At 44.5% G+C, this 23,518-nt stretch carries 16 protein-coding genes and 1 pseudogene; 5 read left to right on the top strand and 12 right to left on the bottom strand.

What is annotated here, in order from left to right:
- Positions 1 to 21 precede the first annotated feature (21 nt).
- The 4 genes and pseudogenes from DES35_RS08850 to DES35_RS11800 form a co-directional block, all read right to left on the bottom strand.
- A complete protein-coding gene (locus tag DES35_RS08850; RefSeq protein WP_037360504.1) occupies positions 22 to 282 on the bottom strand; it encodes a DUF4212 domain-containing protein in 261 nt (86 codons plus the stop codon).
- A gap of 32 nt (positions 283 to 314) precedes the next feature.
- Positions 315 to 1,820 carry a porin gene (locus tag DES35_RS08855; protein WP_114366380.1) on the bottom strand — a complete coding sequence of 502 codons (1,506 nt, stop codon included), beginning with the start codon at positions 1,818 to 1,820 and terminating at the stop codon, positions 315 to 317.
- A gap of 107 nt (positions 1,821 to 1,927) precedes the next feature.
- Positions 1,928 to 2,239 carry a helix-turn-helix domain-containing protein gene (locus tag DES35_RS08860; protein WP_235183094.1) on the bottom strand — a complete coding sequence of 104 codons (312 nt, stop codon included), beginning with the start codon at positions 2,237 to 2,239 and terminating at the stop codon, positions 1,928 to 1,930.
- Between the two features lie 12 nt (positions 2,240 to 2,251).
- Positions 2,252 to 2,377, bottom strand: a pseudogene (locus tag DES35_RS11800) (transposase-like zinc-binding domain-containing protein); the annotation flags it as partial.
- A 184-nt stretch (positions 2,378 to 2,561) separates the two neighbouring features.
- On the opposite strand from DES35_RS11800, the gene sucD reads away from it, so the two are divergent.
- The gene (gene sucD, locus DES35_RS08865; protein WP_037360506.1) at positions 2,562 to 3,437 is read left to right on the top strand and encodes a succinate--CoA ligase subunit alpha; all 876 of its coding nucleotides are present in this window, start codon (positions 2,562 to 2,564) and stop codon (positions 3,435 to 3,437) included.
- Between the two features lie 605 nt (positions 3,438 to 4,042).
- Positions 4,043 to 7,111, top strand: coding sequence for a DUF2723 domain-containing protein (locus DES35_RS08870; RefSeq protein WP_114366382.1), 3,069 nt, complete (start codon positions 4,043 to 4,045; stop codon positions 7,109 to 7,111).
- A gap of 86 nt (positions 7,112 to 7,197) precedes the next feature.
- Here the strand turns inward: DES35_RS08870 and ftcD are convergent, their stop codons facing one another.
- From ftcD to DES35_RS08905, 7 genes are all read right to left on the bottom strand, one after another.
- Entirely contained in the window at positions 7,198 to 8,241 is a 1,044-nt protein-coding gene (gene ftcD, locus DES35_RS08875; RefSeq protein WP_170125731.1) for a glutamate formimidoyltransferase, read from the bottom strand.
- A gap of 6 nt (positions 8,242 to 8,247) precedes the next feature.
- Positions 8,248 to 9,318 carry a formimidoylglutamase gene (locus DES35_RS08880; protein WP_114366384.1) on the bottom strand — a complete coding sequence of 357 codons (1,071 nt, stop codon included), beginning with the start codon at positions 9,316 to 9,318 and terminating at the stop codon, positions 8,248 to 8,250.
- On the bottom strand, positions 9,302 to 10,543 hold the full coding sequence (hutI, locus tag DES35_RS08885; RefSeq protein WP_114366385.1) for an imidazolonepropionase: 1,242 nt from the start codon (positions 10,541 to 10,543) through the stop codon (positions 9,302 to 9,304). Before hutI ends, DES35_RS08880 begins: the two co-directional genes overlap by 17 nt.
- Positions 10,544 to 10,690: 147 nt before the next feature.
- The gene (locus tag DES35_RS08890; RefSeq protein ID WP_114366386.1) at positions 10,691 to 12,910 is read right to left on the bottom strand and encodes a RelA/SpoT family protein; all 2,220 of its coding nucleotides are present in this window, start codon (positions 12,908 to 12,910) and stop codon (positions 10,691 to 10,693) included.
- A gap of 133 nt (positions 12,911 to 13,043) precedes the next feature.
- Positions 13,044 to 13,967, bottom strand: a complete 924-nt coding sequence (hemF, locus tag DES35_RS08895) for an oxygen-dependent coproporphyrinogen oxidase (RefSeq protein ID WP_037360600.1) — start codon at positions 13,965 to 13,967, stop codon at positions 13,044 to 13,046.
- An 89-nt stretch (positions 13,968 to 14,056) separates the two neighbouring features.
- Entirely contained in the window at positions 14,057 to 15,682 is a 1,626-nt protein-coding gene (pruA, locus tag DES35_RS08900; protein ID WP_114366387.1) for an L-glutamate gamma-semialdehyde dehydrogenase, read from the bottom strand.
- Between the two features lie 176 nt (positions 15,683 to 15,858).
- The gene (locus DES35_RS08905; protein ID WP_114366388.1) at positions 15,859 to 16,956 is read right to left on the bottom strand and encodes an HU domain-containing protein; all 1,098 of its coding nucleotides are present in this window, start codon (positions 16,954 to 16,956) and stop codon (positions 15,859 to 15,861) included.
- Positions 16,957 to 17,080: 124 nt separating this feature from the next.
- Here DES35_RS08905 and glgB point away from each other — a divergent pair, with 124 nt between their 5' ends.
- Both glgB and DES35_RS08915 read left to right on the top strand, forming a co-directional pair.
- Positions 17,081 to 18,991 (top strand): 1,4-alpha-glucan branching protein GlgB, encoded by a 1,911-nt coding sequence (glgB, locus tag DES35_RS08910; protein ID WP_114366389.1) that lies wholly within the window; start codon positions 17,081 to 17,083, stop codon positions 18,989 to 18,991.
- A 14-nt stretch (positions 18,992 to 19,005) separates the two neighbouring features.
- Positions 19,006 to 21,417, top strand: a complete 2,412-nt coding sequence (locus DES35_RS08915; RefSeq protein ID WP_114366390.1) for a DUF3536 domain-containing protein — start codon at positions 19,006 to 19,008, stop codon at positions 21,415 to 21,417.
- Between the two features lie 816 nt (positions 21,418 to 22,233).
- On the opposite strand, the gene DES35_RS08925 is transcribed toward DES35_RS08915, so the two are convergent.
- Positions 22,234 to 22,851: an alpha-ketoglutarate-dependent dioxygenase AlkB family protein gene (locus DES35_RS08925; protein WP_114366391.1), complete on the bottom strand. Its 618-nt coding sequence runs from the start codon at positions 22,849 to 22,851 to the stop codon at positions 22,234 to 22,236.
- Between the two features lie 23 nt (positions 22,852 to 22,874).
- On the opposite strand from DES35_RS08925, the gene DES35_RS08930 reads away from it, so the two are divergent.
- Positions 22,875 to 23,480 carry a hypothetical protein gene (locus DES35_RS08930; protein WP_125039479.1) on the top strand — a complete coding sequence of 202 codons (606 nt, stop codon included), beginning with the start codon at positions 22,875 to 22,877 and terminating at the stop codon, positions 23,478 to 23,480.
- Positions 23,481 to 23,518 lie beyond the last annotated feature (38 nt).

Raw genomic sequence — 23,518 nt, forward strand, 5'->3', positions numbered from 1 at the left:
TTAGTTGATTTTAGAGGTTTGTCAATCTTCGCTTACATTGTACTTCTTGTCCAACAGATTCATTTTTCGTACATACAAGAAAATCAGCACGATAAACGTGTATATAGATCCCTGCTGAGCGATCCAGAAACCAAGTTTAAAACCACCGATCCTGATGGTGTTAAGTGTATCAGCCAGGATAATACCTAGTAGGTAAGAGGCTGAAAACCAAATTAGAAGGAGAATAGAAAGGTAACTGATGTTCTCCTTCCAGTACATCTCAAGGTTGTTGTTCTTTTTCATGTGTTTTGTGATTTTAGATTATGGATTTGAAATTACAGAAATACTTGTGTTTGTAAGATAAATTCGCTTTTGAAGCCTTCCTGCCGAAGACCGTTGTCGATTGGAATATGGGGACGCGCGGAGTACTGCAATGTGATCTTGGCATGGTGCCCGGCTATAAAGTAGTTGAATCCCACATCAATGGAATGAACTGGTACCCCAATGCGTTCCAGATTGTGAAGCGTATAGGCACCAAAAAGCTGTATTCGGTCTATACGCGTCTTGGTATTGGGATAGTGGTTGATAATTGGGGAGCCATTTAATGGCTGTTCACCTCTTACTTTTTTGGCTAAAAATTTCTTTGGAAGCAGGTATCCTATTTGAGTGTACCAAATTTGGCCAGTGCCAATGAGAGGGCGTGTATTTCCAAAGCCATTGAAGCTGATCGCTCCGGTATAATTAGGGTCTTTTAGAGTAGAGGCTTCGTTCATTATGCCCACTGTCCGGTAGTAATTTGGTCCCCACTGGTGGTTATACAGTACAGAGTAGAGTGTAAACGCTTGATTGGATGCCCCGCCAAAAGGCAAGTCAAGAAATACGTCAAGGCCTGCGATGTTGGCAGTATTGCTACTGATCACCGTATCTTCTCCATTGTATACGAAATGTTTAGTAGCATTGGGCATTCTCTGAAAACCTCCACCGATATTAAATACTCGCTTTGTACCCACATAAGTACCCACGGTAAATGGCAATACATTGGATTCTTTGTCGAGAAACTGCCACATAAAATATCCTGCCTGAATCCAGCTATTGCTACCCGTATTGTTTTCAACGGCACGGTCCAGTATGGGCAGGCCATTGCTTCTGGGAAGTTCCAGATTTGTAGCAAAAGGTCTCGACAAGTGCACACGGTAATCCAGACGGTCAAACAAATTTCCTTTTGCATAAATTCCAAAATATCTGGCAAACTGATCTGCAAATTCAATGGTAAACCAATTGAAGATGGGAGCGTCTACGGCCAGAAAGTTCAATGTACTGGCGCTGGTCATACGCGACACCCCATGCCAGTAATGCAATCCAGTGCCGATGTAAAGCGAATTTTTGTTGGCTTTATTCGTCTCTGGATTTATGGACGGCACTACAGCGTACTCATTCCATACATCGTGAAAAAATATACCGGGTTTCTTTCCACTGGTAAATGTTCCTCCATTTCCTGTCATTCCTCCCATTGGAGCACCTCCATTGATAAAAGTCTGATTGTTGATGCCAAAGTGGGTCAAAATCAGAAATCTTTTGTTGATCTGCGCATAGGCAAGCATACGGGCACGGCGGATTCCTATGTCGTAAAGCCAATCCACAGGTTGCCCGTTTACGACGGAGCCAGGATTCATTTCAATGGCTCTGCTCCAGATCTGGTTCCAAATGATGAATCGTACATATTTGGAACCGTTTTGGTCAATATTGATTTTGAGACCGGAGCCATATTCTTCCGAGCCCTGACCGTATGTCTGATAGACTACAGCCAGGGCTAGGAGACTGGTTTTGAGGGTTCTGCTCATTTTCATGTGTTTTGTGTTTGGTGGGTTCTGTGTTTTGTTTGGCTAAAGTACCCTCACTCAATTCTTAATGACAATTTAACATATATATTTTGTAAAGGATATATATGTTATTCTCTGAAACGCTCCCATTTGATCACCATGTATTTATCACCTACCTCCGTAATTAATACTCCATGACTAGCCAAATTATTCCGGTCAGCTATAAATTCATTGAGTTCGTTGTGATTCAGAATTTTGTAAGAAGGGTGATAGCGAAGGTCTTCCAGTTTTTTTACTCCAAATTTTTTGACCCAATTGCTCACAGTCACATGACTTACTCCAAGCAGTCGTTCAATTTCACGGAAGCTCAATCCTTCCAGATACAGCTGAAGCCCTTTGATGATGTAGTACTCATCTATGGTCTTTCCAAGCTTGGACACTGTATAATAGTATTGGCAGGATTTACACTTATATCTCTGTCGATCAGCTACAATTCCGGCTTTTATTACCTGAGTGGACTGACACCGGGGGCAAGGAGTATGTATTTTGGACACCATAAATATATATTTAATTTGCATAAATATATTAATTTTGCAAAAATAAAAAATGGATAGTTAAGCAAATGTTTTTTGTTTTTCAAAATCAGTAAAATAGAAAATTTAAATTTTGCTAACCTCTTTCGCTGCCTGTGGATAGGAAATCCAGTTTATTTCAGCTCTACATTTGCTCAGTTTTTTTACAATACTCATATTCTAGAATCACATGAGCGTACTTGTCAACAAACACTCAAGAGTAATCGTGCAAGGTTTTACAGGAAAAGAAGGTACTTTTCATGCCTCACAAATGATTGAATACGGTACCCAGGTTGTGGGAGGTGTGACCCCCGGTAAAGGTGGAACCAAGCATCTGGACAGACCGGTTTTCAATACGGTGGAGCAGGCAGTTAAAGAGACTGGAGCAGATGTCTCCATCATTTTTGTGCCTCCTGCCTTTGCTGCCGACTCAATAATGGAAGCTGCAGAAGCCGGAATACAGGTCATAGTTGCCATTACTGAAGGTATTCCTGTACGAGATATGGTCGTTGCAAAAAATTATCTGAAGACCAAAGAAACGGTCCTGATTGGTCCAAACTGTCCGGGAGTAATTACTGCCGAAGAAGCTAAAGTCGGAATCATGCCAGGCTTTGTTTTTAAAAAGGGGTCCATAGGTATCGTATCAAAGTCGGGTACTCTTACATACGAAGCTGCTGACCAGATTGTGAAAGCTGGTTTGGGCATCACTACTGCTATTGGAATTGGAGGTGACCCCATCATAGGTACTCCCACCAGGGAAGCCATTAAGATGCTAATGGATGATCCTGAAACTCAAGGCATCGTAATGATAGGAGAAATTGGCGGTAATTACGAAGCACTTGCCGCAGAGTGGATTCAAGAGAATGGTACAAAACCTGTTGTCGGATTTATAGCAGGTGAGACTGCTCCAAAAGGCCGTACTATGGGGCATGCGGGTGCTATAGTCGGTGGTAAAGATGATACTGCTCAAGCCAAAAAGGCTATCATGCGCCAATGCGGTATCCATGTAGTGGATTCGCCTGCAGAGATTGGTAAAAAAATGGCAGAAGTTATCAGTGGACTTTAAATCACTTAGTTCCAATTAAAACCCCGCTTCTGGCGGGGTTTTGCTTTTTACATAAAAAAATTAAAAACCTTCCGATATCCAATAAAACTGAGAAGTACTTCGCAATACACAGATCGAAAAATTTTCAAATCCCAATATATTTTGCAAGTGTCGGGGATGTAATGTCATGACCGATTTCATCTTCTAAAAGGTTCCCGAAAGTTGTGGTTGCCAAAGGTTAAAATCTAAGTAAGTTATTTGATTTATTTGAGTACAATGGTTCTCTTTTCTATAGAGTTTACCATAATAAATACTCCAAGAAAGTAAATAAGCAAAGAGGTAAGTTGATGAATTGATAGCATCGACAAATTGAAAAATTTCACAAGGGCTTATTGCTTGATCTAATATTTAATGAATTATTTAACGGTTTTTAAAAAGGGCAATTTACAGTTCAATGCTGCAATTGATCTAAACAAATTATTTAAAATCAATAAATTATATGCTTTTTACATCTGTATAATAAATGCTATCACAATAAGTACCCGAAGTTCAACTGTTAAAAATTAAGGGAAACTCGATGCGCTATTGTTATTTTCGCCCACGGGAAACAAGTTGTGAAATAAAATATGGAACACTACAAAAAGTGGAATAATCTGGTAGGTTGGGTTGTTTTCGGAATCGCCTTGCTGACGTACATGCTTACACTAGAACCAACTGTATCTTTTTGGGATTGTGGAGAGTACATTGCAACATCTGTAAAACTTCAGGTAGGTCATCCTCCTGGGGCGCCTCTCTTTCAATTGCTCGGCGCAGTGATGGGCATTTTTGCTTTCGGAGATTGGACGCAAATGGCTTTTTGGGTCAATACCCTTTCGGCTCTCTCCAGCGCTTTCACCATACTCTTTTTGTTCTGGACCACTACAGCCCTTGGCAGAAAACTGGCTCAAAGCCTTGGAAAAAATGATCAGATCACTATGATTGCCATCTTAGGCAGTGGAGTCGTAGGAGCATTGGCTTATACTTTTAGCGATAGCTTTTGGTTTTCAGCCGTAGAGGGAGAGGTGTATGCGATGTCGTCATTTTTTACGGCCATTGCTTTTTGGGCTATTCTGAAATGGGAACAGGAGTTGGATATCAATCCGCGAGCTGACCGTTGGTTGATTCTAATTGCCTTTTTGGTAGGCCTTTCAGTAGGGGTGCATATTTTGGTATTTCTTACCATCCCTGCTATTACCATGATTTACTTTTTTAAAAAATATAAGAAGATTACAATTACTAATTTCCTCATTGCCAATGCTATAGGAGTTGGAATTTTAGGGGTGATTTTTGTGTTTCTGATTCCCTTCCTGCTCCAACTCTATGGTTTTATGGAAATTTTTATGGTGAACACCCTCAGATTCCCTTTCGATACAGGTACTATATTTACTACATTACTGATAGCTGGTGCCTTCATTGGGTCACTTTGGTATGCTAAGAAGAAGGGGTTTTACTACATGCATATTATTTCACTATCAATTTTTTATATCATTCTTGGGTATTCGAGCTTTCTGACACTGGCCATCAGGTCCAATGCCAATCCGCCGATAGACGAAAACAATCCAGAAGATGCACTAAGTCTTCTGGCCTACTATAAAAGGGAGCAATATGGTGATTTTCCTATTTTATACGGACAATACTTCAACTCCCAGCTCGACAAAAACAGACCTTTTAAAGACGGTAAACCCATATATGTACGCGACGAAGAGGCAAAGCGATATGTAATCTCATATGATGCAAAATTTTCCGAACGCAACTGGGATAAATCAACCATCGGACCTTTTCCGAGGATGTGGAGTGACGATCCAGAACATGTACAGAATTACATAAAAATTGGAAACATCAGAAATCCTGAGAAAAAACCAACTTTGGCTCAAAACATCAAATTCTTCTTTGACTATCAGCTTGGGCACATGTACTGGAGATATTTTATGTGGAATTTTGCTGGCCGACAAAACGACGAACAAGGCCGTTATGAGCTGACCAAAGGGAACTGGATTTCAGGAATCTCATTCATAGACAGTATGCGACTGGGTCCTCAGAAAAATTTGCCGGATTACATGAAAAACAATCGTGCCCGCAATACATATTACTTTCTTCCATTGCTGCTGGGGATTTTTGGTCTTTTGTATCACTTTAAAGTAAATTCAAAAGATGCATGGGCTGTGTTATTGTTTTTTGTATTTACAGGGATTGCGGTTATCGTTTACACCAATCAAAAGCCCTTCGAACCACGGGAGCGCGATTATGCGGTGGTGGGTTCTTTCTACGCTTATGCAATGTGGATTGGTCTTGGTGTGTTTGGTTTAATCGACGCGCTTAGAGAAAAATTCAACAAACCCATTCACGCTTTGGGTATCACCGCATTGTGCACTATACTTGTTCCAGGTCTAATGGCTAAAGAAAACTGGGATGACCATACGCGCGCCAACAGATATACCGCCCGAGATATTGCCAAAGCCTATCTTGACAGCTGTGCACCGAATGCCATTCTTTTTACCAATGGGGATAATGATACTTTTCCGCTGTGGTATGTACAGGAAGTAGAAGGATATCGAACAGATGTAAGGGTAGTGAATCTCAGTTTACTCAACACAGACTGGTATATCGACCAGATGAAACGTAAAGCTTATGATAGTGAACCAGTGCCTTTTTCGCTAGAATGGGATCAATACAAGCAAGGTACTCGCGATGTGGTTTACTACCAGCAACGTCCAAATATTGCCCCTGCCAATGCCCGTTGGATGGCCAGCGATTTTATGCGTTGGATCAAAAGTGATGACCCGATTACCAGATTTCAGGCATACAGTGGAATGCGAGAGTTTCAATACTATCCGGTGAAGCGACTTCGGTTTCCGGTTGATAAAGAAGCTGTTTTGCGCAATCAGGTCGTCAGTATCAACGATACCGACAAAATCCTCGACTATGTTGATGTAGATTTGGATATGGATTACTTGGCCAAGCGCGATATCATGGTAATCGATCTTCTTACCCAAAACGACTGGACCAGGCCTATTTACTTCTCTATCACTGTCGGAAGTTCTGAAAAGTCTTATTTCTTTCTTACGGAGTATTTCAGATTGGAGGGTTTGGCTTACAGATTTGTACCAGTAAAACTTGCTGAGAAAGGACAAAGATTTGAATTTGGAAAGGTAGATACAGAAATTATGTACGACAATCTGATGAACAAATTCCAGTTTGGCAACATGGAACTGCCTGAAGTTTACCTGGATGAGACCAACAAGAGATTGAGTTATAATTTCCGAAATATCTATGCCCGCCTTGCTTCTCAACTTGCCGCCGAAGGCCAAAACGAGAAGGCAGTAAAAGTTCTAGACTTTTGTATGGAAAAAATGCCACTTGAAAAGTTTGAATTTAACTATTTTATGTTTGGTATTATAGAAGCTTACCTACGAGCAGGAGCTAATGAGAAGGCTATGAATTTAATGAACCTATTTGCCGATCAACTGGATCAAGAGCTCCGATATTTCAAGCAATTTACTAGAAATAAACGAAAAGCTATACAGCAGGAGTTGCAAAACAGCATGCAGTTTTACCAGTTTCTCGCTCAATTGGAAATGCAGTATATTCTGAAATCGAATGATTTAAATAAGAGTACCCTCTACCAACGGTTTACTACTGCATCTGCTGATATGTAAAATTTTCCAGAGAATGAAAAATCCCTGCATTTCGTCCAGAAATGCAGGGATTTGTGTTTTCAGACAATGGATTTTTGTTCAAAATTTCAAATTAGAAACTTTGCCATTTTATATTCTATAATGTGTTCTTCAGGACTGAAGGGTTTTACCCGGTCGAGTCCGAGGAGTTCTACTGCCTTTTCGACAAGCTCTCTTTCCGAAAATTGATGTGCACTGCGGACATTTTTGCGTTCCAGGATGTAACGGGCACTACGCAGTATCTCACTTAATGGTACCATTCCTACCAGTTCTGATCCTTTTAATTCGATGCCTCTTCTTTTTGCAAGTGTTTCAGTGAGCATGTATACTTCACCCATGCCATTGACACTGATGTTTACCAGATTGAATGATACCTGTGAGAGATTGAACTCGGGGATGTACCAACCTATTGCCTTGACGCTCTTTAGCAATCCGGGAATACGCACATAACCTCCACCCGGAGCCGGAACTATTTTTCCCAATTCGCGAATTTCCGCAGCAATTTCATTTGCAATTTTATCGTCCTTATCGATCAGATTTACATTGTAGGCTACCAGGATGTTTCTTGTACCAATCACTGTGACGCCAAATTTTCGTATCACATCAGGATTGACCTCTCCAAAATCTGGTCTCCATGCTCTTTCTTTCAATTTTTCCATCAGACCTTCATACTCACCTTTACGAATATTAGCAAGATTTGATCGCATATTACTGTGAGCATTTTTTTCATAAAAGTAGCCGGATACTCCAAGATTATCAGCTACTTTATGGGCAAATTTCGCCACTTTATCGATCAATTCCTGCTCGCTAATGTCTTTCCATGCGACGAAAGGGCAAACATCTACAGCACCTATCCTGGGGTGTGAGCCTTGGTGTTTTGACATATCGATCAGCTCATAAGCTTTCTGATACATGAGGTAAGCTGCTTCAAACACAGCATCTACCTGACCTATGAAGGTGTAAACAGTTCTGTTGGCCGATATACCTGAGTCCACGTTCAGCAGCATCACTTCCGGCACAGAACTGATGACATCGGCAATTTCTTGTATTACTTTTTTATTTCGGCCTTCACTTACATTAGGCACACATTCAACTAAAGGGATAAGCTTCACAATCTTTTAATTAGATTTTTTTTCAAGGCTTTTTATTACATCCAATGCGATTTGTGCCAGAAATTTTCCGGCTGCTAATTTTTCAATCGGCAATGTGGCGAGTTCTGGTGCCGCTTCAGCCAGGTGAACATATTTAATCTCAAGGAGCGCTGTTGCTCTTTTGATGAGGGAACGCATCATTTCCGGAGAAAAGCCGCACGGATTGAATGCGCTTGCAGGATAGCCCGTCACGGCATCCAGGTCAATCTCCAGTCCGCAGGGTTCTATACTGAAATTTTCCAAGGCACGATCCATCATCAGAAGCCATTCGCTTCGTTTGACCGACAACAGTTCATCGTATGAGGTATAGGTGACGATGTCACTGTATTTTTCGATGGTTTTAAAGATTTGTTCGTTGTTGAATTCGCTTTGGAGACCAAAGATATGGTAGTATTTTATTAGGTTGTTTTGTATGGCATAGCTGAAGCCGTTGCCTGAGTGTCTTCCCTCAGGTGCTCGTAGGTCGGCGTGCATGTCAAAATTCATTACTGCCATTGGCTTGGACAGAGCTTTTGCGTATCCTTTTATAATGGGGAATGCATTGTTGTGACCTCCGCCAACGACGATCAACACTTTATTGTGCATTGCTATCAGTTCGGTCATTTCTGCGACTACCTGGTCAATTTCGTTGGTCAGTTCTCTGAGTTTTTGCAAGTCTGCATCATGCTGTGGATTGAGCCCTGATGCGGTTGCCATCAGGTCGTTCAAATTCAAACTGCCAAGAATAGCCAGATTTTTGCCTTTGAATACATCGTTGCTTTGCATATTGAGCAGTGCCTGCAGAAAATATCTCCATGCACTTTCGGCACCGGCACGGCCAAAATTGGCCCGTATCCCGATGTCTTCTGGTATTCCTACTATCACATATTTGATTTCCGGGTTTTGCAAAAGAGAAAATAGCTCACCTTCATCTTGGGGAATTGTACATATATTCCCCAATTTTATTTCACCTGGTCTGCTGATGATCTGTGCTTTTACCATTTCTTCGCTTACGAAGGTGAGCCGCTCCATCGCCGGGCTTTCAATCCGGTTTTCCATTGATTACTGTTTTAGAAATTAAGTTTTCAGTAAAATAATACGGTATCTGACTCAAGTCTTCTATCGCCTGTGTGATCAAAAATGAAGCCGTCTTGCCTCGTTCGATGCTTCCATGGGTTCTGTCAATTTCCATGGCAAATGCGCCATTGAGGGTTGCCGCTGTCAATGCTTCTTCAGGCAATAACTTCATTTTGATACAAGCTAGGGCCACTACAAAATTCATATTTCCCGATGGACAACTGCCGGGATTGAAATCTGATGCTAATGCAATGGCAACATTTTTCTCAATCATCCTCCTGGCATTTGGATAGGGGAGACCTAAAAAAAATGCTGTGCCAGGAAGCAGGGTGGCAATTGTATTGCTATCTGCGAGAAGTTCAAATTCCTCATCGCCGGAACATTCCAGATGGTCAACACTTACTGCACGGTGGGCTACACCAACCTGTACGCCTCCGGAAAATGCGAGCTCATTGGCATGCAATTTTGGCTTCAGGTTGTAACGATTGGCAGCTTCCAGGATTTTTTCAGTCTGTTCCGGTGTGAAAAATCCTTTGTCACAAAAGACATCTACAAAATCAGCCAGTCCGGCATCGGCGACTCTAGGAATCATTACTTCTGCGATGTGGTCTACATATCCTTGCTGATTGCCTTTGAATTCAGGAGGAACAGCGTGTGCTCCTAAAAAGGTTGATTTGATGCAGAGATTGGTCAGGTCCTTAAGTCTGCGTATTACGGTTAGCATTTTCAGTTCAGAAGTCAGATCAAGGCCATACCCGCTCTTAATTTCCAGTGCCACTGTTCCGGTTTTTTTTACTGAATCTATTCGCTGCAGTGCCAATTCTACCAGCTCACTTTCCTCTATCTTGCGTAGGTGTAAGGCAGAGTTAATTATGCCTCCTCCTTTAGCAGCAATTTCTTCGTAGGTGAGGCCTTTGATTTTATCTACAAATTCTTCATGTCTTGATCGTGCAAAGACGATGTGGGTATGGCTATCGCAGTATCCCGGAATCACTGACCTACCTTCACAATCGATGATTCTTGCCCCGGCTTCGGGAGATTTAAAACTATCCATCGGGCCAAAGTCAGCAATCAGGTCATCTTCGGTCTTTAAGTAGGCGTTGCTGAGTTTTATGGGAGAGGATAGCTCTGCTCCTCTTGCTGGTTGATTTTGGTCAGCGGTGATGCCGTAAATGCAGCGGATATTGGTGTAATATACAATTGCCATAAGGCACATTTTTGGGCTAAAATAGTTTTCTGGCCATTACAGCGTAGTCTGGAAAGCATTAAAATTTCAATAAATTCCTTTAAAATCGGGAAGGTCTTTGTTGTCCGAGGTTAAATTAGAAGTTGATATGTTTTTTTGGTCAATGATTTATTTACGGGTTACGGAAGTAACACCTTCTACGTTTTTAAGCTTTTCAATTACTTTGGTCAGGTGCATTTTATCAGTGACTATCAGGGTTATCTCACCTGAAAAAACGCCAGCTTCTCCGAATATATTGATCGCCTTGATGTTTACATGCAGGTCGTTGGATATAATCTGAGTGACTTTGTTTACCAGACCTAGGGTATCAATGCCCTTTATGAGAAGCACAGCTGTGAAGTCACCTTTTTGCTCGGCAACCCAGCGGGCTTTTATAATTCGGTTGGCATAATTACTTTGTAAGGTGATTGCGTTTGGACAGTCGTTCCTGTGTACGGTAATACCGCCTGCAGACCCCAGAAAGCCAAATACCGAATCTCCGGGTACAGGATTGCAGCACTTGCCTATGCGATATTCCAGTTTTTCATCATTTTGTCCGAAGACCAGGATTTTGGGATCCTGTTCGGTAGTTGATTTTTTTAAAGTTGAATCTGAAACATCGGACCTGCTGAATTTTCTCCGCAGGTAGGCCATCAGTCCCTGGTTGTAGTTTCTGGCAAATTCTTTTATGTCTTCGTTGTCGATGATTTTACTACCTACTTTGAAAAAGAGTTCCTGGCTATTGGCCAGTTTAAAAAATTGAACCATTCGGTTGATGACCTTTTCCGTAGGCTTGATTTTAATATATGAGAGTTTTCGACTGAGAATTTCTTTACCACGGTCGGCGATGATGCGCTTCTCTTCTCTAAGAGACGATTTGATCTTAGCTTTTGCTTTGGAGGTGACTACATGGTTGAGCCATTCTTCTTTGGGTTTTTGCTTGGCCGAAGTGATGATTTCTACCTGGTCACCGCTTTGCAGTTTGTAGTTGAGGGGGACCAGCTTACCATTAACTTTGGCTCCGAGGGTTTTCAGGCCGACGTCGGTATGGATTTCAAAGGCAAAGTCCAAGGGAGTAGATCCCTGTGGCAGTCTTTTTAGGTCGCCTTTTGGAGTAAAAACGAAGATTTCTTCTGAAAGCAAATTGGTTTTGAATTCGTTGACAAACTCTACCGCATTGGTTTCAGGACTTTCGAGGAGCTGTCTGAATTTTTCGATAAGCTTTTCCAGATGATTATCAGCACTTACGTCTTCTTTATATTTCCAATGTGCAGCATAGCCTTTTTCAGCGACTTCGTCCATCCTCTTCGAACGAATCTGTACCTCGATCCAGTGGCCGTCTGGTCCCATCACGGTAGTATGTAGTGATTCGTATCCGTTGGATTTGGGAGCTGACACCCAGTCTCTGAATCGCTCCGGACTGGGCTTGTACAGACTTGTGATTATGCTGTACACTCGCCAGATATCGGCTTTTTCGTGTTCGGGAGGGCTGTCGAGGATGATGCGTATGGCAAACTTGTCGTATACCTCTTCGAAGGGTATGCCTTGCTTGCGCATCTTTTTCCGGATGGAATAAATGCTCTTTGTCCGATATTTTATGGAAAATACAAGTCCCTCTTTTTTAAGAAGTTCTCTGATTTTTTCTGTAAATTGAGTAAGGTAGCGGGTGTCGTCAGCTTTTGATTCTTTGAGTTTCTGTTCTATTTCGCGGTATATTTCAGGCTCTGTATATTTTAGCGATAAGTCTTCGAGTTCGGTTTTTATGTTGTAGAGCCCAAGTCGGCCCGCTAGTGGTGCATACAGATAAAGTGTTTCTGAAGCTATTTTTTGCTGTTTATAGGCTGACAAGTCGTCCAACGTGCGCATATTGTGCAGGCGATCTGCCAGTTTGACGAGAATCACACGGATATCGTCTGAGATGGTGAGCAGCATTTTGCGAAAGTTTTCAGCTTGTATGGAGACATCCAGATCCGATACGTTGGAAATTTTTGTCAGCCCGTCGATGATTTTAGCAATGGTTTTATTGAAAAGTCTTTCAATATCTTCAAGGGTGTAATCTGAGTCTTCAACCACATCATGGAGCAAGGCACACGCAATGGAGGTAGGTCCTAGGCCAATTTCACGGGATACGATTATCGCTACTTCCAGAGGGTGAAGGATGTAAGGTTCACCACTTTTGCGTCGCACGCCTTTGTGTGCGTCCATAGCTACATCAAAGGCTTTGCGAATCAGCATTTTGTCCTCTTTATCTATCTTGTGTGCGCAGGTTTTAAGCAGGATCTTGTATCGGGAAAGAATTTTTTTCTTTTCCTCAGTGTTCTGATCAGTGGTTTTTAGTTCTACATCCATATTATATTGTATTTCAATGCTTTAACAAAATTCTTCACCCGTGATGCTGATTAACCCAAAGTTAAGGAACGGAAGTAATTGAAGTTGCTTATTCTAAGTTTTTATCTGAATCTTTGAGTCCTTCCGAATGGCCTCAATAGTCGGAAATTTCATAAGTATTAATCCAATCTCTGTGCAGAAGTGCTTTTATCAATTTTGCTTCTGCACTACCTGGAGCTGGCCGATGGTCGTATTCCCAGCGAGCTGTAGTGGGCAAACTCATCAATATAGATTCTACCCGACCATCGGTTTTAAGTCCAAATAGAGTTCCTCTGTCGTAGATCAGGTTAAACTCCACATATCTACCTCTCCTGATTCCTTGCCAGCGCAGATGTTCATCGGTATAAGGGTGGTCTTTTCGTCTCTGAACGATGGGTATATAAGCTGGCAAAAAGACGTCTCCTACATCGGTCACAAAGTTCAGCCAAGCCGCTGCTGACGTTTGCTCGTCAGGTCGGAGGTAGTCAAAGAAAATTCCTCCAATGCCTCGGTTTTCCTTGCGATGTGCAATGTAGAAATATTGGTCACATTCTTTTTTAAATTGAGGGTAGTATTCAATCGAGTGTTTGTCACAAGCATCTTTTAGAGTCGAATGAAAGTGCCTGCCATCTTCTTCAAAGATATAGTAGGGCGTGAGATCTGCACCACCTCCAAACCATGAATCTACCAATTTTCCTTCGTCGTCATATAGTTCAAAATATCTAAAATTAGCATGTACGGTAGGCACAAAAGGATTTCGTGGATGTATGACCAATGAGATTCCGCAGGCAAAAAACTTCCGGTGATTTGCCCCGAGTCGCTGCATCATCACTTCTGGCAATTCGCCGTGGACCACCGATGTATTTACACCACCTTTTTCAAAGACGTTTCCATCTGAAATAATTCTTGTAATTCCTCCTCCTCCTCCCGGGCGTTCCCATTGATCTTCAACAAATTTGCTGCATCCATCCTCTGCTTCCAGAGCTGTACAAATACGCTGTTGAAGATTGTGTATGTATTCTGTAAATTTTTCTTTTATACTCTGCATGGCTTCAGATATTTAACATGAAAAAAGTGACCATCAGCACAGTTGCCGACAGTCACTTCCATAACCGAATACATTATAGCTTATTTCATAAAGGGATATGTGTAGTCGATAGGAGGCACAAATGTTTCTTTGATCGACCGGGCACTAACCCATCGAAGTAGGTTAAGTTTGGAACCTGCTTTATCGTTGGTACCGCTGCCACGTGCACCTCCAAAGGGTTGCTGGTCGACTACGGCTCCAGTAGGTTTATCGTTGATATAAAAATTACCCGCACTGTCCACCAGTCGTATTGTTGCAGTTTCAATCGCATAACGGTCTCTGCTAAAGATGGCCCCGGTCAGTGCATATTCACTGGTTTCGTTTACAAGTTCAAGTGATGCTTCCCATTGCGCATCTTCATAGATGTAGATTGTTAAAACAGGGCCAAAAATTTCCTCTACCATGGTGCGTGATTTGGGGTTTTTGGTCACTATCACAGTGGGCTCGATGAAATATCCAACGGATTTATTGTATTTACCTCCGTAAATGATTTGACAATCGGGGTTTTTCCTGGCATCTTCAATATAATTTACAATTCGGTCAAAAGCTCCTTCGTGTATGACCGCCGTTACAAAATTTGAAAAGTCGCGTGGTGAACCCATTTTAATCTCAGAAAGCATGCGGCCAAGTAGTTCATTGACTTCTTTCCATCTGCTGGCTGGTATATAGGCTCTTGAGGCTGCAGAGCACTTTTGTCCTTGATATTCGAAGGCTCCCCTGATCAGCGCTACTGCTACTTCAGTCGCATCTGCTGATGGGTGCATCCATACATAATCTTTCCCACCGGTTTCACCAACGATTCGGGGATATGATTTATAGAGGTGGATGTTTTCTCCTATAGTTTTCCAAATAGACCTGAATACCGTAGTGGAACCGGTATAGTGAATACCTGCAAAATCAGGATTTCCAAGAACTACACGGGCAGTTTCTGCGGGGTCTGTCATAATCATATTGATGACTCCGGCTGGTAATCCTGCTTCTATAAGGACTTTCATCACCACATAGGCCGAGTATACCTGATAGAGCGAGGGTTTCCATACCACCACATTGCCCATCAGGGCAGCAGAGGCAGGCAGGTTTCCGCTGATTGCTGTGAAGTTAAACGGCGTGACTGCAAAGACAAAACCTTCCAGCGGACGGTATTCCATTCTATTCCAGATACCGGGCTGGGAGTTGGGTTGCTCATTGTAGATCTCTGCCATATATTTCACATTAAATCTAAGAAAGTCAATCAACTCACAGGCAGCATCGATCTCAGTCTGAAAGGCTGTTTTGCTCTGTGCAATCATAGTGGCCGCATTGATCTCCGCGCGGTAAGGACCGGCGATTAGATCTGCAGCTTTCAGAAATATGGAGGCTCTCTGTTCCCAACTCATGGCAGCCCATTGTTTTCTCGCTTTTAGTGCTGCATCGATAGCCGATTGAATATGGGTCACATCGCCCATGTGATAATGACCTACATTGTGGTGATGATCGTGTGGTGGTTTCACACGTTCGGTTTTACCGGTGCGTACTTCCTTACCATCAATGTACATGGGAATATCGCGTACAGAATTCCAAAGCTTGTCGTACATAGCCTGAAGTTCGGCTCGTTCAGGGCTGCCGGGTGCATACTGCTTTACAGGCTCATTTTTTACATCGGGAATTTTAAAAAATCCTTTGTTCATAAAAGACATTTTTAATATGTGGACAAAACTAAGAATCGACGGCATTTACCTACAGCCTTAAAAGTCACAATTCGCTTTCTGTTTCAGTGAAACAGAAAGTATTGAAAATGCAGCTTCAAAGTGAAGATGCTGGTAAAAGCCGGATATATTGCCCCGAAATCAGGGGCTACACCTGGTTATCGAACAACAAATGCATCTGAAACTACAGTCTCTCTGACTTTCGCAAGAACAGAGTCGGACTCTTCTTTAGTACAGTAGATGACGACTCGGTGCATGGAACCTGCAGGTTCTATCACGGCACTGAATTGGTGAGAAGACAGCTCTGATTGTCTCCTTTGTGCATTTTGAATATGCCCAAAAATTCCGGCAGAAATTTTTACTTTTTTCAAAAGGGTATGCATTTTCTCTCCTGTGGGATGTGTTGCTTCCATCACATTGGAAGGTTCGGTTTTTTGTGTATGGAGTGTATTTGTTTTAAATTCATCAGCAGCACCTGGTATCTCAGGCTGAAGTTCTGAATCCGAAGTTGAATCGGATTTAGAGGATTTCTCCAACACTTTACGGTCGATATCTTGTTCAAATTCACTTTTAATTTCTCCCGGGTCCGGAGGCCCCTGATTCAGACTGTCGTGAGCTGGAACAAAGCCTATATAGGAAAAGCTATCCGTACTGTTTTTACTCAGATAATGACTGTTTTCATATGCTATATACACGACGGTAAAAACCACCAACAAGACAGCAGCCACTTTCATCGCACTGTAAAAATTGGTGAGCAGAACTGTGGCATTTCGACTTTCTGCCACACTGCCTTCGATCTGAGCTTGCTTTCTTATGGTTTGAGCTACAATAGACTCTTCGGTGATAGCTGGTGATCTAAACATTCCCAATCCGTAAGAGCTGGTTAGAAAGTTAGCCTCCAAAGCAGGAGAAAACTGAAGATTACCCTCTGCATCTGAATAGAGTTTTCCGATCCCCTCTAAAGTTACTTTATTGCCGCTTTCAATGATTCTTTGCCATGACCGTACGGAAATCTCAATCATTTGCATGGCTTCCTGATAAGAAACCCCCTCTTTTCGGCTAATGTAATGTGCCAGCAGGCCATCGTTTTCCTTTAGTCTCGCATTAAATGAAATTCGTTTGGAAGGGGGACGGAACATATAAGTACCTTCCTGTATTTCTGCAGGAAAATACTTGGACACAAAACCACCAAAACCGGGTATTATTACACAGTCATAAGAATATAGTAATTGAATGATGTGCTGGTTAATGGTCATTGAGCCGTATATAGTTTATACAAACACAAAGGTAGTTTAAAATTTTTTTAGCGAATCATGAAAAAGACAATTTCTGATGTCAAACTTTGACATTATTTAGCACCAGTTCCATACATTATTCAATATGAGTACCATTCCTCATTCTCTTTACACGGATTTTGATATATCACTATTCAGATCAGGCCATCATTTTAAAATGTATGAAAAAATGGGTGCACACCCCCTGGAGCTCGACGGGCAGGCAGGCACCTACTTTTCAGTCTGGGCTCCTAATGCCCGGAATGTTGCAGTGATAGGCGATTTTAACTTCTGGAGCAAGGATGCTCACGCGCTATTTCCAAGGTGGGATGGTTCCGGCATTTGGGAAGGATTTGTCCCGGGAGCTTTACAAGGTCATCGATACAAATACCTGATAACCACTCAATGGGGCTATCAAATCGAAAAAGCCGACCCATATGCCCGCCTAGCCGAAATTCCACCAAAGACAGCCAGTATTATCTGGAAAGATGACTATCGATGGAATGACCAGAAGTGGAAAGCAAACCTTAGCCTGAGAAACAGCCTCGACTGCCCTATGAGCATCTACGAAGTGCACCTGGGTAGCTGGATGCGCAATGCCGACGGCACTTCTCTAAGCTACAGGCAAATGATTGAAAAATTAGTCCCATACGTAAAAAAAATGGGCTATACCCATGTGGAATTTATGCCGGTCATGGAGCATCCCTTTTTTGGTTCATGGGGCTATCAAATTACCGGCTACTACGCCCCGTCATCCAGATATGGCTCACCGGAGGATTTCAAGGCCCTTATCGATGCATTCCACTCAGAGGATATAGGCGTGATACTCGACTGGGTACCTTCCCATTTTCCAGGTGACCTCCACGGCCTCGTCCGATTTGATGGCACTGCACTGTACGAGCATGAAGACCCTCGCAAAGGCTTTCATCCTGATTGGAATAGCTTCATATTCAACTATGGCCGGTATGAGGTCCGCTCATTCCTTTTCTCCAATGCGATGTACTGGATTGAGCAATTTCACGCCGATGGACTGCGCGTAGATGCCGTGGCCTCTATGCTTTACCTTGATTATTCCCGTAAACCCGGTGAATGGGTACCCAACCCATTCGGCGGAAAGGAAAACCTGGAAGCAATTAGTTTTCTCCGCGAGCTCAACGAATTCATTTACAAAGAACATCCCGATATCCAAATGATTGCCGAAGAGTCCACTGCTTTTCCCAAAGTATCAAGACCTGTGTACGAAGGGGGCCTGGGCTTTGGCCTTAAGTGGATGATGGGATGGATGCACGACACCCTCAACTATTTTAAACGCGACCCTATCTTCCGCAGATATCATCATGGCGAAATCACTTTCAGCCTGGTTTATGCATATACTGAAAACTTTACCCTCCCATTCTCTCACGACGAAGTAGTACATGGCAAAGGTTCTCTGTTAAGCCGGATGCCCGGTGATCTATGGCAAAAATTTGCCAATCTTAGAGCCATTTTTGGCTACATGTTTACACATCCGGGTAGCAAACTGATGTTTATGGGCTCCGAATTTGGTCAAACCAGCGAGTGGAACCACGACGCGTCTGTCCGTTGGGACCAGCTTGAAAATTTAAACTTCAGCAAGGGGCTCTTACAACTCATTATTGACCTCAATAAGCTCTATCGTGAGCAGGAAGCCCTCTATAAAAAACAATACAAACCCGAAGGGTTCGAATGGATAGAAGTCAATGACTGGCAGCAGAGCGTGCTGAGTTATGTTCGAAAATCTGGAAATCCTGACCAAGACATCGTAGTCATCGCCAATTTCACACCTATAATCAGAAAAAACTACCGCATCGGGGTACCCTCCTATGGCCAATGGAAACTCATTCTCAATACCGACGATGCCAAATACGGAGGCTCCGGTATGCACAAAAACCACCCAAAAATCTCCTCCGAATCCATTCACTGGCACGGTCGGGAAGACAGCATCTCCATTGACCTGCCGCCACTGGCCGTATTGATTTTCAAAAAAATCAAAAAATAAACTGCTGATTCACTATGGCAGACTGTAGTAAGTATATCTGCATCCATGGGCACTTCTATCAGCCCCCACGCGAAAATGCATGGCTCGAAGAAATAGAAATTCAAGAGTCAGCCCACCCCTTTCATGACTGGAACGAACGCATTACCCAGGAATGCTATCGACCCAACAGCGTCAGCCGTATCCTCAACGACGAAGGAAAAATTGTCGACATCGTCAACAACTACACCTTTATTTCCTTCAACTTCGGCCCCACTCTCCTCAGTTGGCTGGAAAACCACCAGCCCGAAGTTTACAACCGCATCCTGGAAGCCGACATGCACTCCATCGTTCAGTTCGAAGGCCATGGTTCGGCAATCGCACAAGTCTACAATCACATCATCATGCCCCTGGCCAATCGACGAGATAAAGAAACACAAGTCATCTGGGGCATCGAAGACTTCAAAAAGCGCTTTGGCCGCAATCCGGAAGGTATGTGGCTTGCAGAAACTGCTGTCGATACCGAAACTCTTGAAATACTCGCTCAACACAAAATTAAATTTACCATCTTATCCCCATATCAAGCCAGGCGATATCGCAAGATAGACACCGAACATTGGACCGATGGCATCGATAGCCGAAGACCTTACCTCTGCAAGTTGCCCTCCGGTCGCACCATCGCCATCTTCTTTTACCACGCCGACCTCTCCATGGGCGTAGCCTTCAAAGGGTACCTCAACGACGGGAAATACTTCGCACACCAACTCCTTAACGCATTCGACACGCAACCTTCTGAAGCACAACTCGTTCACATCGCCACCGACGGCGAAAGCTATGGACACCACCACCGAAACGGCGATATGGCACTGGCCTATTGCCTTCACTACCTCAGTAAGATGCCCGATGTTAAAATTGCCAACTACGGTTACTTCTTGCAAAAATTCCCCCCCCAATACGAAGTAGAAATTCACGAAAACTCCTCCTGGTCATGCGCTCACGGCGTGGAGCGCTGGCGTAGCGACTGCGGCTGCAAAACCGGAGGCGAACCCCACTGGAACCAAAAATGGCGCACCCCTCTCCGTCAGGCACTCGACTACCTGCGCGACCAGCTCTCTGCTATATACGAAAATACCCTCCGGAATTACCACCCGGACCCCTGGCTGCTTCGAAACAAATACATCGAAATCTTCCCCCAACGAAGCCGAACCAAAACAGTACGCTTCCTCGAACAAAACTTCCAGCGCAACCTCTCCGACTCCGAAATCACCACCATACTCCGCGCCCTCGAAATGCAGCGAATGGCCCTCTACATGTACACCTCCTGCGGCTGGTTTTTCAACGAAATCTCCGGTATCGAAACCATCCAGATCCTCCAGTACGCCGAGCGCGCCATCCAGCTCGCCGAAGACATCGCCCAGGTAGAGCTCTATCCCCAATTTCTCCAGATCCTCGGTCAGGCCGTCTCCAACATCCCATCCATGGGCACCGGGGCCGACATCTACCGCAATCTGGTAGCCCCCAAGCGCCTGTCCCTCACCCAGGTCGGTATGCACTATGCCGTCAGCACCCTCTTCGAAGAAGACGCCCGTAACCTCACCGTCCTCAACTACGAATGCATCGCCGAAGAGCTCACCCGAATCAAAGCCGGCGGCCAGTTTCTCGTAGTCGGCCAGACCAAAGTGCGCTCCAAAGTCACGCAAAGCCAAAAGCGCTTCAGCTTCGTGATCCTCTACCTCGGCAATCACCACCTCATCGGCAATACCTCCGACAGCCTCACCTACGACGAATACGCCTCCCTCGTCCGCAAATTCCGCAACTACTTCGACGCAGGAAACCTCACCGAAGTGCTCGAACTCATCAAAGACAACTTTGCCTCCCGAACCTTCTCCTTTTTCAACCTCTTCAAAGACGAACAAAAAAAACTCCTCGACCGCGTCCTGGACATCCAGGTCAAAAACGCCCTCGACTTCTACGAACGCATCAATGAGCGCACCTTCCTCCTGCTCAACCTCATGCGAAACGAGTCCCTCACCATCCCCGAAATTCTGATCACCAACCTCAAAACCCTCGTCATCCAGAAACTTTACGACGAACTGGCAGCCCCCTCCCTTCCGGACATCGAAAAAATCCGCGAACTGGAAGAAATCATCGTCAAATGGAAATTCCGAATCCCCACCAACAGGCTCAATTACGCAGCCACCCTCAAAGTCAATACCCTGGTGGCCGAATACCACAAAAACCAAAACATACACCTCATTGTAGAGCTTGCCACAGACCTGCTCAACAGCCTGAAAGCCATTGGCATCACACCCCAGCTCAACGAACTCCAGGACCTGATCTTCACCGTTATCAAAGATGGCAAATTCCCCCAATCAGAGCTCTTTGGTGTCCTTCTCCTGGCCAATAAACTTGGAATGGAAATCAAAGGAAAACTCCCCCGGACACGCTGAATACACTCAATTTTCTTACAGGGCGCCTCCCCCGGCCGCTTTCAGTCGGCGGCCGGGGGCCGGTCTACGGCTCCTATTCCCTTTGCGGTTCGGGCATGGCTCATCGGGCTGCGGTGGCTTGCTCTCGCTCCGCCTCCTCGCCCGTGAGCCATATAGCCCGCCCGCTGCAGCTCATATCCGCCTCCGCCCTGGCGCATACGCCCCCGCAGGGTTCAACCTAGGCGAATTCCGCTCCTCCGGCACGCTGCAACCGGAATTTGTACCGGCCAACGGCTGCCGGCCTGGCGACAACGCCGAAAGTGAAACCTAAACAGTGAAAAAAAGGCGAGATGGTTCAGGAGCTTGTAAAGGGCTGGGATGAAAGGAAAAGGGTGGCTGTGGTCATTGGGTCCAGGATGGGATCGGATATGGCCGCGGATGCGGAGATTGCCGGGCATCCCGAGCTAAGCGAGCCGGTGGTTTTAGCTAGTTGTGGCCTGATGCAGTGGCGGTGTGGCGGGAAGTAAAGAGCAGCCGGAAAAACAGCGTGTGCGAGCTATCGAAGTCGGCGAGGAGCAGGGGAGGCAGAGGATTGGGAGGTAGCGGGAGGGTGAGTATTCTGGCTTATGAGTCGGACGGGGTCCCTTGAGGGTTAGAATGTGATGGGCGTATGGACCTGCTGCGGGGGGTACTGCGTGAGGGATGCGGAGGGCGCCCGCAGGGCGGTGCGCAGCGCAGCGGAGCACGGGAGCGAAGCGCACCCCGGAGCAGCCCGACCCCGCGCGGCAAGGCCGTAAGGCCGGCGCGCGGGGGCACGCCCAAAAAAGCAAAAAAAGGTCATTGGACGATGTTTCGAAATGTGAGATTGATACGGCAGCCTTTGGGCGGAGAGGTTTTGGGAAGTGCGTGTAGGTAGTGATGCTGGAATTGCCCTTTCATGATCAAGAGTGAGCCGTGAGGCAAGGGAATTCGGCGTGAGGGGCCTTTGACGAATTTTGGCTTCCAGGCAAAATGACGGGTGGATCCCAGGCTGATGGAGGCAATCGTGGGAGTGGGGCCAAGGCAGGTTTCGTCGTCGGCATGCCAGCTCATGGAGTCGCGGCCGTGGCGATAGAGATTGAGCAGCACGGAATTGAAAGATGCGGGCAAGTTTTGCTCAATAAGGGATTTGATGGTAAGTACAACGGGGTGCCATGGATGGGGTTGAAATTCGTTGCCTGAAAATCTGTATGCTGTGCCTGGCTGGCCCATCCAATACATCAGACGTGGAAAGGGGATGCGCCTGCCGTATATTTTTAAGCTATGTTGCTGCCAGGGTATATCGGTGATTAGGGTGTTGAGGGCATGGTCTGCCAGATTGGAGGGCAAAAAGGATGGATAGAGCACGAGCATGTTTTCTTCCAATTGGATGGATGGGGCTGAAGTCTGAAACCATTCATCAATGTATGCTTGCATCTCTTAGAAGGTGATGTACAAAGTTGCATACATTTGTAAATGTAAAGCAGATAATTCAGGATTTTTTGAAAGGGCTTCGAACAGGTGGTGTGCTCTGGATGAGGGTTACTGCACTATGTGTGGTATTGGCTCTGGTGTTTCCTACCTTCGGGCCTATGGGAATCTATCATCTGCAGAAAAAAATGCTCAGGCGGGAGGTGAAAAAGCAATTGCTTTCGGTGGTGGGATATGAAGAGCTGACGTGCTTTACTAGTGCCAGATTGATGGCAGAGGATGTGAAGTGGGTGGATGATGGAGAATTTGTAATCGAAGGTTTATATTTTGATGTGGTAGAACGGATCGAGTCGGATAGTGGCACGGTGTTGTATTGCTGGCCTGACTACAAGGAGTCTGAGCTTGAGCGTCTGCGTACGGCAGTAGCTTCAAATTTTCTTCGAGACTTGCAGGGCGGTGATCCCAAAGTGTTTTTGAGTTATCTGGTATTTATAAAAGGTTTTCACAGGGCTTTGGATGAAGGATGTATTGTCTTGTGGTCGTCTATAAAAACGGTATTTTGCTATGTCTCACCAATCGGTGAGGATATTAAGGTGTCCATCTTTCGGCCGCCCGACCTGACTATTGTCTTTTAACCAGACCTGATTCGGGTCTTTTAAGAATGTTGATTTCT

The sequence above is a fragment of the Schleiferia thermophila genome (assembly GCF_003337435.1).
GTDB classification, from domain to species: Bacteria; Bacteroidota; Bacteroidia; order Flavobacteriales; family Schleiferiaceae; genus Schleiferia; species Schleiferia thermophila.